Here is a 14,914-nt window from a genome sequence, read left to right on the forward strand (position 1 = left end):
GCGCTGGGCGCCGGCGGCGTGCTGACGGTGGACGAGGTGCTGCATGCGGGCGTCTACGCCGTGCTCGACGCTTACACCCGCCAGCAGCCGGACTGGTCCGACTTGCCGATTACCCTGCTGACGCACGCACGGCTCGATTCCCTGCCCTTGCGACAAGCCATTGCCACCCTGGGCAACCTGACCCTGCTGGAACGCCCCGTGCACATCCTGACCCTGATCACCTCGGCCCACGCCATGCTGCGCGCGCGCCAGCGCCAGTACCAGGTGCGCGAGACGCAGCGGCGCAAGGACGAATTCATTGCCAGCCTCGGGCATGAACTGCGCAATCCGCTGGCGCCCATCAAGTCGTCGGTGGCCCTGCTCAAGCACCTGTTTCCCGCATCGGAGCAGGTGGGCAAGCTGAGCGACGTGATCGAGCGCCAGGTGACGCACCTGACGCGACTGGTCGATGACTTGCTCGACGTGGCGCGCATCACCAGCGGCAAGGTGCTGCTGCAGCGCAAGGAGTTTGAGCTGCAGCAAGTGCTCGAGCATGTCATCGAATTGTGCCAGCCTGCGGCCAGCAGCCGGCACATCGGCATCACGCTGGAATTGCCGCCGCATGCCGTGACCTTGCACGCCGACTATGCCAGGGTGGTGCAGATCTTTTCCAATATCGTGTCGAATGCCGTCAAGTTCACGCCGGACGGCGGGCACATTCACATGACGGCGCGCCTGGCGCAGGAGCAGTTGCAAGTGATGGTCGAAGACAATGGCATCGGCATTGATCCGGATGCCATCGCGCGCATTTTTTCCATGTTCGAACAGGGACGCACGGTGGCGGGCCAGATAAAAAGCGGCCTGGGTATCGGCTTGAGCCTGGCGCGCCAATTTGCCGAAATGCATGGCGGCAGCATCGAGGCCTACAGCGACGGCCCCGGGCGCGGCAGCCGCTTCATCGTCAGCTTGCCAGCCAGCGCCGGGAACGCCGCAGCAGCCACGCCGGCCACGCCAGCGGCCGCCGGGAGCGTCACTCAAGCCAATGCGGGCCAGCCCGTGCAAGTGCTGGTGGTGGACGATAACCGCGACGCGGCCGATTCCCTGCAAAGCCTGTTCCAGCTCGAGGGCTATGCCGCCCAGGTCGCGTATGGCGGCGCGCAGGCGCTGGCGGCCGTCGAGACGGCGTGGCCGCAACTGGTCGTGATGGACCTGGGCATGCCGGACATGGATGGCTACGAAGCGGCGCGCCAGATCCGCCAGCGCGCGCACGGGCGCGACGTGCTGATGATCGCCCTGACGGGCTGGGGCCAGGGCGAAGCGCGCGCACGGACCGAGCAAGCCGGTTTCGATCATCACCTGACGAAACCGGTGGACTTCGACGCCATCACCGCCCTGCTCCGCGCGCACCTGGAGCGACAGGAAGGGACGGCTATGCGAACGGAGTGACGCTTATTTCCACTTGCCGCGCAATTCCTGCACCTTCTGTTGCAGCAACTCCGGCGTGGCAGCCTCGGGCGCCACGGGCATGCCCACAGCCAGTGACAAACGCGAGCGCAAGCCTGCCTTGAAGGCGCGCTCGAACAAATGGCCGTTGCGGTGGCTCAACAGATGCCCCCACAAGCCGCGCAGCGCCAGCGGAATCACGGGCACCTTGCTGCGCTCGACGATTTTGGCGATGCCGCCCTTGAATTCGCTGATCTGGCCCGTGCGCGTCAGCTTGCCTTCGGGGAAGATGCAAACAAGTTCGCCTTCGTGCAGCGCCTGCGCGATATCGATGAAGGCCTTTTCCATCAGGAAGGGATCTTCCTTGGCCGGCGCGATGGGAATGGCCTTGGCCGTGCGGAAAATCCAGCCCATCAGCGGCATCTTGAAAATGCGGTGATCCATGACGAAACGGATGGGGCGCGGGCTGGCCGCCATGATGACGATGGCGTCCACATAACTGACATGGTTGCACACCAGCACGGCCGCCCCTTCCGTGGGGATGCGCTCGCCATCGACGACTTTGACCCTGTGTACGGTCTGGATCAAGATCCACGCCAGGAAGCGCATGAGGAATTCCGGCACCAGCGAGAAGATGTAGGCGGCTACCAGCGCATTCAAGATGGCCGTGACGAGGAACAGCTGCGGGATGGTAAATCCTTGTCCCAGCAGCACGATGGCCACGCCGGCGGCCGCCACCATGAACAGCGCGTTGAGGATATTCATGCCGGCGATGGTGCGCGAAATGTGTTTCGGGTCGCAGCGCGTCTGGATCAGGGCGAACAGGGGCACGATGAAAAAGCCGCCGAACACGCCGATCATGACGATGTCGATCAGAATGCGCGGCACGCCCGCCTGGCTGACGAACGCCAGTGCATCAACCACTTGCGTATTCGCATACGCATTGCTGGCGAAATACAGGTCGATGCCGAACAGCGACAGGCCGATGGAGCCGAACGGCACCAGGCCGATCTCGATCTTGTGGCCGGACAGGCGCTCGCACAGCAGGGAACCCGTGCCGATGCCGACGGAAAACACAGTCAGCAGCAGCACGAACACGCTGTGGTCGCCATGCAGGAAATCCTTCGAATACACGGGGAACTGGGCCAGGATCAGGGCGCCATAGAACCAGAACCAGGAATTGCCCAGCATGGCCAGGAAGACGGGACGGTTCTTGCGCGAAAAATTCAGGTTGCGGAACGATTCGGCGACGAAGTTCAAGCTCACCTTCAAGTCCGGCTCCGGCGCGGGCGTACGCGGCACGCGGTAGCTGGCGATCAGGCCGAACACGGCCACGGCAATCGTCGCGCCGGCCACCAGTTCCACGCCCAGCGGCTTGTGCACGATCAGCACGGCGCCGAGGATTTCACCCAACAAAATGCCGACAAACGTGCCCATCTCGATCAGGCCATTGCCGCCGACCAGTTCCTCGGGTTTCAGTTGCTGCGGCAGGTAGGCATACTTGACGGGGCCGAACAGGGTCGAATGCACGCCCATGCCGACGACGGCGGCCACCAGCAGCCACAGGGTATGCGTCATCCAGCCCGCGGCGGCCACGGCCATGATGGCCAGTTCCATCCACTTCACGAAACGGGCCAGGCCCGCCTTTTCGAACTTGTCGGCCAACTGGCCCGCCGTGGCCGAGAACACGACGTAGGGCAGGATGAACAGGCCGGGAATCAAATTGGTGATGGTGGACGGGTCGAGCGTGGTCCAGCTCAGCGCATCGTAGGCGAGGATCACCATCAGGGCCGTCTTGAACAGATTGTCGTTGAAGGCGCCAAAGAACTGGGTCCAGAAGAAGGGCCCGAAACGGCGCTGCGACAATAAGGAAAACTGGCTGCTTTGACTCATGGCATGGGGAACCGGCAATTAAGGAATTGCTAAAATACAGCACTATCTTGCGCACGACAATCTGATTGTCGTCATCTTGCTTGGCGTCAATACGGAAAGCGCCGCACCGCGCCATGCTGGCCCGGCACCTGACTCCTTTCCCCTGCACAACAAAAATCGCCCATTTCTTGATAATAAGGTAATGTGCGCATACTGCGGGGTCTTCGTCCCGCCTCTCCAGGAAAGCTGACCCATGTTTGGATTGATAACGCTGTTCATCCTTGGCTTGCTGATCACCGCCTTCGTGCAGGTGCTGCAATACCGCAGGAAAGTAGCCGATCTGGAATTGCTGACGGCGCGCCTGCGCAAGGAGGTCGACGGCATCCAGCAGCGCCTGCTGACCTTGGAAGGCCAGGACGTAGCGCCAGCTGCCTCACCTGCCGTGCCCGCAGCCGTAGTGCCAGTAGCAGTGCCGACTCCTGTTCCGGTTCCTGTTTTCGCGCCTGCGCCGCAAGCGGCCGTGATCGAGCCGGTCGAACTGGCAAAGGCAGCGCCAGCCGCTCCCGTGCCGCCCAAGCCATCGCCTCCCACTCCGCCGGCTCCCGCCAAACCTGCCCCTGCAGCCCCCAACACGCCATCCTGGATCGCGCACCCCGATGGCCTCGTTGCCAAGGCGAAGAACTGGCTGTTCACGGGCAACCTGGTCGCCAAGCTGGGCTTGCTGATCCTGTTCCTCGGCGTCAGCTTCCTGCTCAAATACGTGTCGGCGCAGATCACCGTGCCCATCGAACTGCGCCTGGCCGGCATCGCGCTGGCCGATATCGCCCTGCTGGTCTGGGCCTGGCGCATCCGCATCAAACGCCCCGGCATCAGCTTGCCGCTGCAGGGCACGGCGCTGGCGATATTGATGCTGGTGACGTTTGGCGCCTTCCGCCTGTATGAACTGATCCCGGCCGGCCTCGCGTTTGCCGTGCTGTTCGTGCTGACGGCGTTCACGTGTTTGCTGGCCGTGCTGCAAAACGCCGTCTGGCTGGCCGTCTTCGGCATCGTCGGCGGCTTTGCCGTGCCCCTGCTCGTATCGACGGGCAGCGGCAACCATATCGGCCTGTTCAGCTATTACGCGCTGCTCAACGCGGGCGTCTTTGCCATCGCCCTGAAACGCGCCTGGCGCGTCCTGAATGTGCTCAGTTTTGGCTTTACCTTCGTCGTCGCCACCACCTGGGGCTTGCTGCGCTACATGCCCGAACACTATCTGTCGACGCAACTGTTTTTGATCCTGTTCGTGCTGTTCTACATCGGCATTGCCATTGCCTACTGCGCGCGCCAGGCGCCGCGCTTGAAACACTATGTGGATGGCACCCTCGTGTTCGGCACGCCGTTGGCGGCGATGGGCCTGCAATACGGCCTGGTCTGGCGCTTTGAATTTGGCCTGGCATTTTCCGCGCTGGTTGCCGGCTTGACCTACACGGGCCTGGCCGTGGCCCTGTGGCGCAGGAACGGCTTCAAACTGCTGGCCGAAGCCTTCCTCGCGCTGGGCATCGTCTTCGGCACCCTGGCCATCCCGTTCGCCCTTGATGGCCGCTGGACGTCCGCCGCCTGGGCGCTGGAAGGCGCGGGCATCGTCTGGGTCGGCTTGCGCCAGCGCCAGACCCTGGCCTGGGCTTTCGGCCTGCTGGTGCAGGCGGGCGCATGGATCTCCTTCCTGTTCATCCTGCAGGGACTTGATGCGGCTAGGGCCATCCAGGCCAACCTCTGGCTCGGCTGCCTGCTGCTGGCCGCCGCCGCGCTGGTGATGGCCTACAATTTCCGCCGCCACGCCAGCCACTTGCATCCGGAGTTCATGCGCAGCCTGTCCGTGCTGTTCCTGACGGCCGCCACGGCCTGGCTGCTGGGCGGCGTGTGGAATGAAATCCTGCTGCGCACGGATGCCGCCACGCAACTGAACCTGCTCACCGTCAGCGCGCTGGCGGTGGCAGCCCTGCTGGCGGCGCTGGCGCGGCGCGAACAATGGCATGCGCCGCGCGCGCTGCTGCTGACCGTGCAGGTGCTGGCCGGCATGGTCATGCTCAGCCGCGCCAGCTGGGCCTGGGACCAGCACCCGGCCAGCCTGTTCGACGGCTCCCTCCTTAGCGCCCTGCTGCTGGGCGCCGCCGCCTTTGCCAGCGCCCGCTTCCTTGCGCTGCGCGCGCGCGGCGGCGACGAGCTGCTGGCGCTGGCAGCGCGGCCATTGCTGGTCTGGAGCGGCTTGCTGTGGTTTGCCGCCATCCTCGTGCCATTCACCAGCTGGCTGCTGCGCCTGATCGACGGCGACCTGAGCATGCAGCCGCACGCGGGTGAGCACTGGCTGGCGCTGTACCTGATCGCCGTGTCCGTCACGACACCCGTGTTCGCCATTCTGGCGCGGCGCCTCGATTGGCCGCAGCTGCGCTGGTTCAGCGTGGCCACCTGGCTGGGCCTGGGCATGTGGAGCACCAATCTGCTGCTGGCGCTGTACTTGCGCGATTACCTGCCGACGGGCTTGAGCTGGCTGGCGCTGGCCAGCGCCCTGGCGGCTGGCGAATACCTGCTGCGTGCCTGGCCGCAAGCCGGCTGGCAACTCGACGTGCGTGCGCTGCGCCTCTTGCATACTTTGCGCACGGCCGCGCCATGGCTGATGCTGTGGCCCGTGGGCGCCATGCATGTCAACGCCTGGCTGGCACAGCATGAAGATAGCGTCAGCCCCGCCTGGTCCCGCTACTTGCCGGCCTGGGCCATGATGCTGGTACTGGCCTGGCTGATCCGCCGCTGCCGCGCTGGCGCCTGGCCGGTGGCGCCGATTGCCGAGTGGTACCAGCGCACCTTGATACCGCTGGGCGCGCTCTGGTCGCTGCTGCTGATCGCCGCGTGGAATATCTTCGACGATGGCGCCATGGCGCCGCTGCCCTACTTGCCGCTGCTCAATCCGCTGGACTTGAGCACGGGCTTTGCCGTGCTGCTGGCCATTGCCAGCTACCGTCTGCTGCCGGCGAAGCAGTTGCCGCTGCCCGCCCTGTGGCAGGCGCGCTTGCCCGTCGTGGCCGCGTGCTTGCTGTATGTGTGGTTCAACCTGATGCTGCTGCGCACGGTGTCGCACTACCTGGGCGTTCCCTACACCTTTGACGCCATGCTGGCCTCGCAGTTCGTGCAAGCGATGCTGTCGCTCGTGTGGAGCGTCACGGCACTGCTGCTGATGCGCCACGCGGCGCGCCAGCAGCGGCGCCAGCAATGGAGCATGGGCGCCGTACTGCTGGGCTTGGTTGTCGTGAAACTGTTCCTGATCGACCTGTCCAACGTGGGCGGCATCGAACGCATCATCTCCTTTGTGGGCGTCGGCTTGCTGATGGTCTTGATCGGCTACCTGGCGCCCTTCCCCAAGGCTGCCGCACCAGCGCCAGCAGAACCGCAACAAGGAGCAGCATGAAAACCACCACACTCATGTTCGGCATCGTGTTGATGGCAGGCGCCGCGCTGGCCGCGCCGCCCCAGGACCGGCCACAGGACTATCGCTGGAGCATCGCGTTGACGCCGCAGCCCGGTGCCGGCCTGAGCCGCATAAGCGTCCCAACCGACGTGTACCTGCATGCGCGCTCGGCCAGCCTGGCCGACATGCGCCTGTTCGACAGTACCGGCAAGCCGCTGGCCTTCGCCCTGACGGCCCCGCCCGCGCAATCGCGCACGCAGCGCGACACGCTTGCCATGCGCATCTTTCCCGTCACCGGCAAAAACATCGGCTACTACGAACTGGACAACGTGGATATCCGTACCGGCAATGACGGCCGCCTGCTGTCCGTCACGGCGCGTGGCGGCAGTAAGCCCGATGCGGCGCCAGGCTTGCAAGGGCTGATCCTCGATGCAGGCCCACCGGCCAAGGACAGCCGCATCGGCGCCCTGCACTTTACCTTGCCGGCAGGAACCGATAACTACAACGCGCAAGTACTGCTGGAAGTAAGCGACGACCTGAAGCAATGGGATGCCATCGCCACCACTACCCTGAATTGGCTGCGCAACAGCGACACGCAAACCCTGGCCAATGATCGCATCGAATTCGCGCCGCGTGCTTTCCATTATGCGAGGCTGAGCTGGCAGTACGGCGATCCCATCACTTTCGCAGGCATCGCCGCGCAGCAGGTCAGTGTCACGGCCGTTGCCTCGCCCCGCGCCACCATCACATTGAAAGGGACGACGGGCAAGAGCGTCGACGAGCGCCTGTATGCCACGCCGATCGCCATTCCCGCCGACAGCATCGGCTTGCAGCTGGCTGAGGGAAACACGTCCATGCCCGTCACCCTGGGCGTGTATCGTCCTGCAAGCGAGGCGCCGCGCCAGCGTCTGCATCTGGGCCAGCGAGCACGCGCCACGCAGGCCGCCGACTTCGAACCACTGCTCAACACGACGTTCTATCGTATCAACATGGATGGCAAGGAACGGGTCTCCGGCGACTTGGCCATGCCCGTCGTGCAAACGGCGCAATGGGTGCTGCGGCCGCAATATCACAGCGGCACGAACCCGAACATCAACTCCGTCTTGCGCCTGGGCTGGACACCGGCAAGTCTGGTGTTCCTGGCCAGCGGCAAGGGGCCGTATCAACTGGTCTTCGGCAGGAATGGCGCAACGCCGGCAGCGCTGCCGCTGTCGCAGGTCGCGCCCGGCTTCACGCAGGAGGAATTGCTGGCACTGCCTGTCGCCACGGCGGCCAGGGTGGTGGCGCTGACCAGCGACGCTCCCATCGAGAAGACGCCGGATGGCGCAGGCCTGCGCCTGGCAGCACTATGGGCAGCCCTGCTGCTGGGCGTGGCCGTGCTGGGCTTTTTTGCCTGGCGTTTGCTGTCGCAGATGAAAGAGGAACAAGGCAGTACCGACAAGCAGGAACATTAGCCGCAACCTTAGCCACTTGCGCGCTGCACTCGCCGGCTCACTGCCGCAACAGCGCCTTGAACGTCTGCGGCATCCAGGGACGCGCCGCCAGCATGAAGCTGATGGCAAGGCGCTCGTCGCCAGGCAGGCGCGCGTCTTCCTGGTGTTGCTGCGAAAATTCCACCGCGACTTGTTTCAAGCGTTCCAGCAAGGCCGCCGTGGATTTTTTCGACAGCATCACGTTCACCAGGCGCAGCAATTCCGTCTCGCCATCGAACTGCGAATTCAAATAGTCGCCATAGGCTTCCTTTTTGAAATACGTGTGGATGGGACCATTCGGTATCCACGCAAACGTGCGCGCCACCAGCAGTTTGACCCGGTTATTCGGCAGCAGTTCCAGAAAACCGATCTTGTCGAGGCGCAGCAGGTATTTCACGGCTTGCGCTTCGCTGATGTCGTAGATGGCGACGATCTGTTCCAGCGGCAGCAGGTTCAGGGCGGAGACGGCCACCACGAACAGCCGGGTATCCTCGATGATTTCCTTTTCCTGCGCATAGGTCAGCCCCGTGATCAGGGTGGGCGTGGCCAGGGCTGACTGCACGGCCAGCGCCAGCTGCTGGAAATCGCTGCCGATGGCCACCAGGATCTGGTCCAGTCGCTGCAGGGTAAATTGCTTCTGCGAAAACATCCGCTTGACGCTGGCTTCGGACACGCCGATGCGCTGGGCCAGCTCGGCATACGTGACGGAACGCGCTTTCAACAGGCGTTTCAGGGCTTCGATCAAGGCGTGGGTTTGAGGCATGCACTTCCTTTATAAAAATAGCATCGGTTCTGGCGGCAAAAAAGTAGCGCAATACGCTACCTGCGGTATGCCTTCCTGCTACGAGTAGCGTATTCATTGACCAATTGCCCACAGTCTACAATGATGGCGTTGCCACTTGGCACACTTGAAGGAGAAACACATGAAACGCCTGCTGCCCCTCTGCCTGTCCCTGTCGCTGTTGACGCTCTCCATGGCCGCTCCCGGCCTGGTCCACGCCGCCGCCTCCGAGAACCTGTCGAAAGGCTCGCAAAACCTCAGCGACGGTTCCGCCGTCGTCGTCGCCGGTTCCATGTCGATGCTGGTCGCCTCCGGCCAGGTGGTCGTTGCCAGCGTGGAAACGGTAGGCGAAGGCATCGTCATCGTGCTCAAGGGCGCCTCCGAAGCGGGCGGCGCCTCCATCCAGATGAGCGGGCAAGCGGCCAGGGGCCTGTCCTTGGCGGCCGGCACCGTGGTCAATGTGGTGGCGCTGTCCACCGGCCAAATGCTGGTTCTGTCCGGCAAGGCCATCGCCTTCATCCCGAACGAACTGGGCAAGGCGCTGCTGCACCACTCCAAAGTGTAACCACCAATGAAGAACGGACATCCCATGAAACAGTTGCTCGCCACCGCCCTGCTGTGCGCCGCCGCCATCTCGCCGCTGGCCCAGGCCGCCAACTCCGATACCACCAACGCCTCCGACAACGCCAGCATGGCGTCGGCCATCGTACTGGTCGGCTCCATGTCGGCGCTGGCCGCCGCCGGTGAAATCGTCATCGACAAGGTGGAAGACGTGGCCGACGGCAGCGTCCTGGTGCTGAAAAGCACGGCGAAAGGCGCGTCCTCCGCAGCCACGGCCTCCGTCAAGCTGAGTCAGAAAGCCACGCAAGGCCTGTCGCTGGCGGCCGGCACGGTCGTCAATGTCGTGGCCGTCTCGACGGGCCACATGCTGGTGCTGTCGGGCAAAGCCATCGCCTATGTGCCGAATGCGGCCGGCCAGGCCATCCTCCACCATTCGAAAGCGTGAATCCCATGAAACGCCTGACCGTGATGATCATCAGCCTGGCCCTGGCCGGCGCCGCCCATGCGGGACGCTCGTGCGAGGACAAGCCAACGGATGCGAGCACCCTCGTCAAATCGATGGACCTGGCGCAAAAGACCTTGCAGGCGCTCGACGCCTCGGGTGCGCAAGTGGCGCTGGTGGCGCGCGCCGGGCAAGACCTGTCGAAGTACAACTTGCGCTATTCGCACATGGCGCTGGCCTGGCGCGACCACCCGAAGGGCCGCTGGCTGGTGGTGCATGAACTCAATGAATGCGGCACGGCGCAATCGTCGCTGTACAACGAAGGCTTGGGCAATTTCTTCATGGATGATGTGTTCATGTATGAAACGCTGATCCTGGTTCCCGGTCAGGATACGCAGCAGCAACTAGTGCGCCTGCTGACGAGCAACACGCCCAAGCGCCTGCATGAGCCGCACTACAATATGCTGGCCTACCCGTTTTCCACCAAGTACCAGAATTCGAACCAGTGGGTGCTGGAAACCCTGGCCGCTGCCAGCAACGAGCCGGGCAAGATCGAAACGCGCGCCGAAGCGCAAACCTGGCTGCGCAGCGCCAGCTACGCGCCGCAAACGCTGAGCATCCCCGCCGCCACGCGCCTGGGCGCGCGCATGTTCCGCGCGAATATCGCCTTCGACGATCACCCGTTCGAGCGCCGCATGACGCGCCAGATCGATGTCGTCACCGTCGACTCCATCGTGCGCTTCGTGCGCCAGCGCGAGCCGAAAGCACAGGAAATCGTCGTGCGGGGGAATTGAGAACGCGGCAGCACGGATGAGGTGGTCAAGGTGGCCACCTCGTCACCGTTAAAACACCCAGAGCTTATCGGCCGGCATGTGCAGCCAGTACTTGCCCGCTTCGAGCTTGTGGCGCGAATAGGCGCGCAGGCTGATGTTCTCGGCGCCGCCGCGCTCGAACAGGCATTCCCAGCGGTCGCCCAAATACATGCACGTCAGCAGCGGCAGCTCGATGGCGTTGTCGACCTGCGTGGCGCTGATCTTCACTTCCTCGACGCGTATCATGGTCGTCACTTCCGTGCCCACGTTGGCGCCGCGCGCCACGCCCTGCATGGAGGCGCCGTCGACCAGCAGGCGCACCTGGTTGCCTTCGCGCTGCACCACCTTGCCGGGCAGGCGGTTGTTACTGCCCATGAATTCGGCCGTAAACAGGGTGTCCGGCGTTTCATACATGCTTTGCGGCGTGCCCTGCTGCTCGATCTTGCCGTTATTGAGCAGCAAAATACGGTCGGAAATGGCCATCGCTTCGCCCTGGTCATGCGTCACCATCAGGGCCGACAGGCCCAGGCGCACGATCAATTCGCGCAAGAAGGCGCGCGCTTCCTCGCGCAGCTTGGCGTCCAGGTTCGACAGCGGCTCGTCGAGCAGGATCACGGGCGGGTTGTACACCAGGGCGCGTGCGATCGCCACGCGCTGCTGCTGGCCGCCGGACAGCTGGTGCGGATAGCGCTCGCCCAGGTGGCCCAGGCCCAGTTGCGTCAATACTTCCTTGATGCGCGCGGCGATTTCCGTACTGCCCATCTTGCGCAGTTTGAGGCCGTAGGCGACGTTGTCGAACACGGTCTTGTGCGGCCACAGCGCGTACGACTGGAACACCAGTCCCAGGTTGCGGTGCTCGGCCGGCATCTCGAAATGCTTCGCGCCGTCGAAGACATTGCGCTCGCCGATCTGGATCGTGCCCGCCTTCGGGCTTTCCAGCCCGGCGACGGCGCGCAGCAAGGTGGTCTTGCCGCTGCCCGAAGGCCCCAGCAGGGCGACCACTTCGCCTTTTTTCAGGTGCATCGAGACACCCTTCAGGATCTGGTTGGCGGAGGCGCCGGTGCCGTAGTCCAGGTACAGCTCATTGACGGTCAATTCATTCATGATGTGGTCTCAGTCTTTGTATTTAGTTATGCGGCTCAGTTGTGTAACTTGACGCCGAAGCGCAGCGCGATGCCCAGGCCGATGGCCACCAGGGTGATATTGATGAAGGACAGCGCCGCCACCAGATCGGTCGAGCCACCCGCCCACAGCGATACCAGCATGGCGCCGATCACTTCCGTGCCCGGCGAAAGCAGGTACACGCCCGTCGAATATTCGCGCTCGAAGATCAGAAACACCATCAGCCACGCGCCCAGCAAGCCGTATTTGATCAGTGGCAGGGTGACGTCGCGCGTCACCTGGCCGCGGTTGGCGCCGACGGCGCGCGCCGCCTCTTCCAGTTCCGGGGCCACTTGCAGCAGCGCTGTGGAAATCAGACGCATGCCGTAGGCCATCCACACCACCGAATACGCGAGCCACAGGGCGAAGATCGTCGAGCGCAGTTCGCGCAGCACGGGGATCACATGGCCGCTCAGCCACAGGGCCACGCCGTTGTCCATGCCTTTCAATATGCCGTCGAGCCAGGCCGGCACGAACAGGAACACCCACAGGAACGACAGGCCAGCCAGCAGGCCCGGTACGGCGCGCGGCACCAGCACGCTGTAATCGAGCAGGCGCGTGATGCCGTCCTGCTTGCGGTGCATGGCCAGCGCGATGAAGCTGTAGCAGCCGACGGCCAGCGCGCCGCCGACGACGCCGATCAGGATGGTGTTGACGATGCCGCGCACCAGCGATGGCTGGTCGAAGATATCGCGGAAATGCTGCAATGTCAGCACGTCGGCCAGGTGCACGCCCTCGCCCCAGTACTGCACGAAGGAGCGCAGCACGATGCCGCTCAAAGGCAGGATGATGGTGAAGATCAGCCAGCCTGCCAGCAAGGCAAACGCCAGCCACTTCCAGCGGCCCAGCGGCATGGCCTTGCTGCGCGCGCCCTTGCCCTTGATCGACACATACTTGTTGGCGGACTTGAGCAGCCAGCGCTGTATCATTACCAGCGGCATGGTCACCATCACCAGGCAGACGGCGACGGCGGCCATCAGGTGGTACGACGGCGTGCCCAGTTTATTCGTCAGCTTGTACAGATAGGTCGGCAGCACCAGGTGGCCTTCCGGATCGCCGAGCACCAGCACCAGGCCGAATACCTCGAAGCCGAGGAAGAACACCAGCACGCCCGCATACGCCAGCGCCGGCATGATCATCGGCAGCGACACGTTGAGCATGACCTGCACCGGCGAAGCGCCGGCCACGCGGGCCGCTTCCTCCACGTCCGAGCCCAGGCTTTTCAGCGCTGACGAGGCATACAGGTAGACGTGCGGCACGTGTGTCAGGCCGGCAATGATGACGATGCTGGTGAAGGAATAAATATTCCAGGGCACGAAGCCGAACAGCTCCTTGGCCCAGATCGAGTAAAAGCCCACTGGCCCCATCGACACGACGTAGCCAAAGCCCATCACCATCGGCGAGACAAAAATCGGCACCAGCAGCATCGGCGCCACCCAGCCGCGGCCCGGCAAATCCGTGCGCACCATCAGGAAGGCCAGCATGCCGCCCAGCGGCACGGCGATGACGGTCAGGCCGCAGGCGAGCATCAGGCCATTCTTGAAGGCCATCGAGAAATCGGGATCATCGAAGATGAAACGGTAGGAATCAAAGCCGAATTCGCGCACCGGCATGAAAAACGGCGCGTTCAAAAAGCTCTGGTAAAAAATCAGGAACAGCGGCAGGAAAATGGCGACCATGGTGATCGCCACGACCACGCCGCGCGGCCAGTTCAGGCGCGACAAGGGAGAGCGCGACCGTGCAGGCAGCGGCAAGATAGCAGTTTGCATGATGAATCCAATGAATGAAGGGTACGGCATCCGTCCGCGGGCACGCGCCTGCGGACGGCCAGGACGGCATTATTTTTTGCCGGCTGTTTCTTTCCATTGCTTCAAGAAGGCCATGCGCTTGGCTGGCCCCAGGAATTGCAGGATGATCGGGTGCACCGGCACCGGCTTGATGTTGGCCGCGCCGATTTCCTTGATCAGGTCCGCCGAGGTGGTCTCGCCCGTGACGTCGGCGCGAATCGCGTACAGCTTGGCGCCGTTCGCGATGATGGTCTGGCCGCGGTGCGACAGGATGTAGTCGAGCCACAGCTTGCTGGCGTTGACGTTCTTCGCGTTCTTGTTGATGAACTGCACGCGCGACAGGATCAGGGTGTAATCCTTGGGGAGCACCACGCCGATCGACGGGTCGGTCTTGGCGCGCACCAGGGCGTAGGAGCCCAGCACGTTGTAGCCGATCAGGTTTTCACCCGACGAAATGCGTTCCATCATGGTGCCCGTCGACGACTGCACGCGCACCTTGGCTGTGCCAAACGCGTTTTGCAGCGCCAGGAACTGCGGATATTCCTTCGCGTCCTGCGACATGAACATGAAGCCCACGCCCGACTTTTCGATGTCGTAGGTGGTGACCTTGTCCTTGAATTTCGGCGTGGCGATCAGCTTGACGAAGTCGTCGTGGTTCTTCGGCACTTCCTTCGGATCGAGCAAACGCTTGTTGTAGACGATGGCGGCAGGCTCGAACGTGGTGCCGTAAGCCTGGTCGTCCCACATGGCCCAGCCGGGGATCTTGGATGCTTCGACCGACTTGTACTTGAGCGCATAGCCATCGGAGGCCAGGCGCATCTGCAAGTCCATCGCCGACGACCACATCACGTCGGCCGTATTGCCGCCGGCGGCCACTTCGGAAATGAAGCGGTTGTACACTTCCGTCGAATTCATGTCGTTGTATTCGACCGAGATGCCCGGATACAGGGCGCTGAAATCCTTGATCAGCGGCGCGGCGGCCTTGCTGTCGGTGGCGCTGTAGATCACCACCTTGCCTTCCTTCTTGGCCGCGTCGATGATCTTCTGGTAGTCGGCCGGATAACCTGCCGGCACCTGGGCGAAAGCGGCGCCGGTGGTGCCCGCGAAAGCGGCTGCCAGGGCGATGGCGAGTATGGTCTTGGTTTGCATGGTTTGTCTCCGTCTG

General features: G+C 63.5%; 11 protein-coding genes. 6 read left to right on the forward strand and 5 right to left on the reverse strand.

Annotated features, from left to right (window positions below; genetic code table 11):
• Positions 1-1,425 (forward strand): hybrid sensor histidine kinase/response regulator (locus tag VM94_RS23995; protein WP_046686313.1); only part of this gene is annotated, 1,425 nt, incomplete at its 5' end.
• Between the two features lie 3 nt (positions 1,426-1,428).
• Here the strand turns inward: VM94_RS23995 and VM94_RS24000 are convergent.
• Positions 1,429-3,315, reverse strand: coding sequence for an MFS transporter (locus VM94_RS24000; RefSeq protein ID WP_035820937.1), 1,887 nt, complete (start codon positions 3,313-3,315; stop codon positions 1,429-1,431).
• Positions 3,316-3,547: 232 nt separating this feature from the next.
• On the opposite strand from VM94_RS24000, the gene VM94_RS24005 reads away from it, so the two are divergent.
• Positions 3,548-6,733: a DUF2339 domain-containing protein gene (locus VM94_RS24005; protein WP_052755922.1), complete on the forward strand. Its 3,186-nt coding sequence runs from the start codon at positions 3,548-3,550 to the stop codon at positions 6,731-6,733.
• Positions 6,730-8,187, forward strand: coding sequence for a DUF3999 family protein (locus tag VM94_RS24010; RefSeq protein ID WP_052755923.1), 1,458 nt, complete (start codon positions 6,730-6,732; stop codon positions 8,185-8,187). The genes VM94_RS24005 and VM94_RS24010 overlap by 4 nt, the downstream gene beginning before the upstream one ends.
• Positions 8,188-8,224: 37 nt before the next feature.
• On the opposite strand, the gene VM94_RS24015 is transcribed toward VM94_RS24010, so the two are convergent.
• A complete protein-coding gene (locus VM94_RS24015; RefSeq protein ID WP_046685767.1) occupies positions 8,225-8,968 on the reverse strand; it encodes a helix-turn-helix domain-containing protein in 744 nt (247 codons plus the stop codon).
• A gap of 160 nt (positions 8,969-9,128) precedes the next feature.
• On the opposite strand from VM94_RS24015, the gene VM94_RS24020 reads away from it, so the two are divergent.
• From VM94_RS24020 to VM94_RS24030, 3 genes are read left to right on the forward strand one after another with little or no spacing between them, the layout of a single operon-like run.
• Complete coding sequence (locus VM94_RS24020) at positions 9,129-9,551, forward strand: hypothetical protein (RefSeq protein WP_052755924.1); 423 nt, start codon at positions 9,129-9,131, stop codon at positions 9,549-9,551.
• A gap of 24 nt (positions 9,552-9,575) precedes the next feature.
• The gene (locus VM94_RS27500) at positions 9,576-9,992 is read left to right on the forward strand and encodes a hypothetical protein (protein ID WP_052755925.1); all 417 of its coding nucleotides are present in this window, start codon (positions 9,576-9,578) and stop codon (positions 9,990-9,992) included.
• A 5-nt stretch (positions 9,993-9,997) separates the two neighbouring features.
• Positions 9,998-10,783 carry a DUF2145 domain-containing protein gene (locus VM94_RS24030; RefSeq protein ID WP_046686225.1) on the forward strand — a complete coding sequence of 262 codons (786 nt, stop codon included), beginning with the start codon at positions 9,998-10,000 and terminating at the stop codon, positions 10,781-10,783.
• Positions 10,784-10,831: 48 nt separating this feature from the next.
• Here VM94_RS24030 and VM94_RS24035 read toward each other — a convergent pair whose 3' ends face one another.
• The 3 genes from VM94_RS24035 to VM94_RS24045 form a co-directional block, all read right to left on the reverse strand.
• Positions 10,832-11,905, reverse strand: coding sequence for an ABC transporter ATP-binding protein (locus VM94_RS24035; protein ID WP_046685768.1), 1,074 nt, complete (start codon positions 11,903-11,905; stop codon positions 10,832-10,834).
• 35 nt (positions 11,906-11,940) lie between these two features.
• The gene (locus VM94_RS24040; protein ID WP_046686226.1) at positions 11,941-13,731 is read right to left on the reverse strand and encodes an ABC transporter permease; all 1,791 of its coding nucleotides are present in this window, start codon (positions 13,729-13,731) and stop codon (positions 11,941-11,943) included.
• A 69-nt stretch (positions 13,732-13,800) separates the two neighbouring features.
• The gene (locus VM94_RS24045) at positions 13,801-14,898 is read right to left on the reverse strand and encodes an ABC transporter substrate-binding protein (RefSeq protein WP_046685769.1); all 1,098 of its coding nucleotides are present in this window, start codon (positions 14,896-14,898) and stop codon (positions 13,801-13,803) included.
• Positions 14,899-14,914: the final 16 nt, after the last annotated feature.

This window comes from Janthinobacterium sp. KBS0711 (genome assembly GCF_000988085.1).
In the GTDB taxonomy this organism is placed as follows: Bacteria; Pseudomonadota; Gammaproteobacteria; order Burkholderiales; family Burkholderiaceae_D; genus Janthinobacterium; species Janthinobacterium lividum_E.

Bases quoted from the DNA above. Each gene is read 5' to 3' on its own strand.
- VM94_RS24000 (WP_035820937.1), bottom strand. From the start codon at position 3,315: ATGAGTCAAAGCAGCCAGTTTTCCTTATTGTCGCAGCGCCGTTTCGGG.
- VM94_RS24005 (WP_052755922.1), top strand. From the start codon at position 3,548: ATGTTTGGATTGATAACGCTGTTCATCCTTGGCTTGCTGATCACCGCC.
- VM94_RS24010 (WP_052755923.1), top strand. From the start codon at position 6,730: ATGAAAACCACCACACTCATGTTCGGCATCGTGTTGATGGCAGGCGCC.
- VM94_RS24015 (WP_046685767.1), bottom strand. From the start codon at position 8,968: ATGCCTCAAACCCACGCCTTGATCGAAGCCCTGAAACGCCTGTTGAAA.
- VM94_RS24020 (WP_052755924.1), top strand. From the start codon at position 9,129: ATGAAACGCCTGCTGCCCCTCTGCCTGTCCCTGTCGCTGTTGACGCTC.
- VM94_RS27500 (WP_052755925.1), top strand. From the start codon at position 9,576: ATGAAACAGTTGCTCGCCACCGCCCTGCTGTGCGCCGCCGCCATCTCG.
- VM94_RS24030 (WP_046686225.1), top strand. From the start codon at position 9,998: ATGAAACGCCTGACCGTGATGATCATCAGCCTGGCCCTGGCCGGCGCC.
- VM94_RS24035 (WP_046685768.1), bottom strand. From the start codon at position 11,905: ATGAATGAATTGACCGTCAATGAGCTGTACCTGGACTACGGCACCGGC.
- VM94_RS24040 (WP_046686226.1), bottom strand. From the start codon at position 13,731: ATGCAAACTGCTATCTTGCCGCTGCCTGCACGGTCGCGCTCTCCCTTG.
- VM94_RS24045 (WP_046685769.1), bottom strand. From the start codon at position 14,898: ATGCAAACCAAGACCATACTCGCCATCGCCCTGGCAGCCGCTTTCGCG.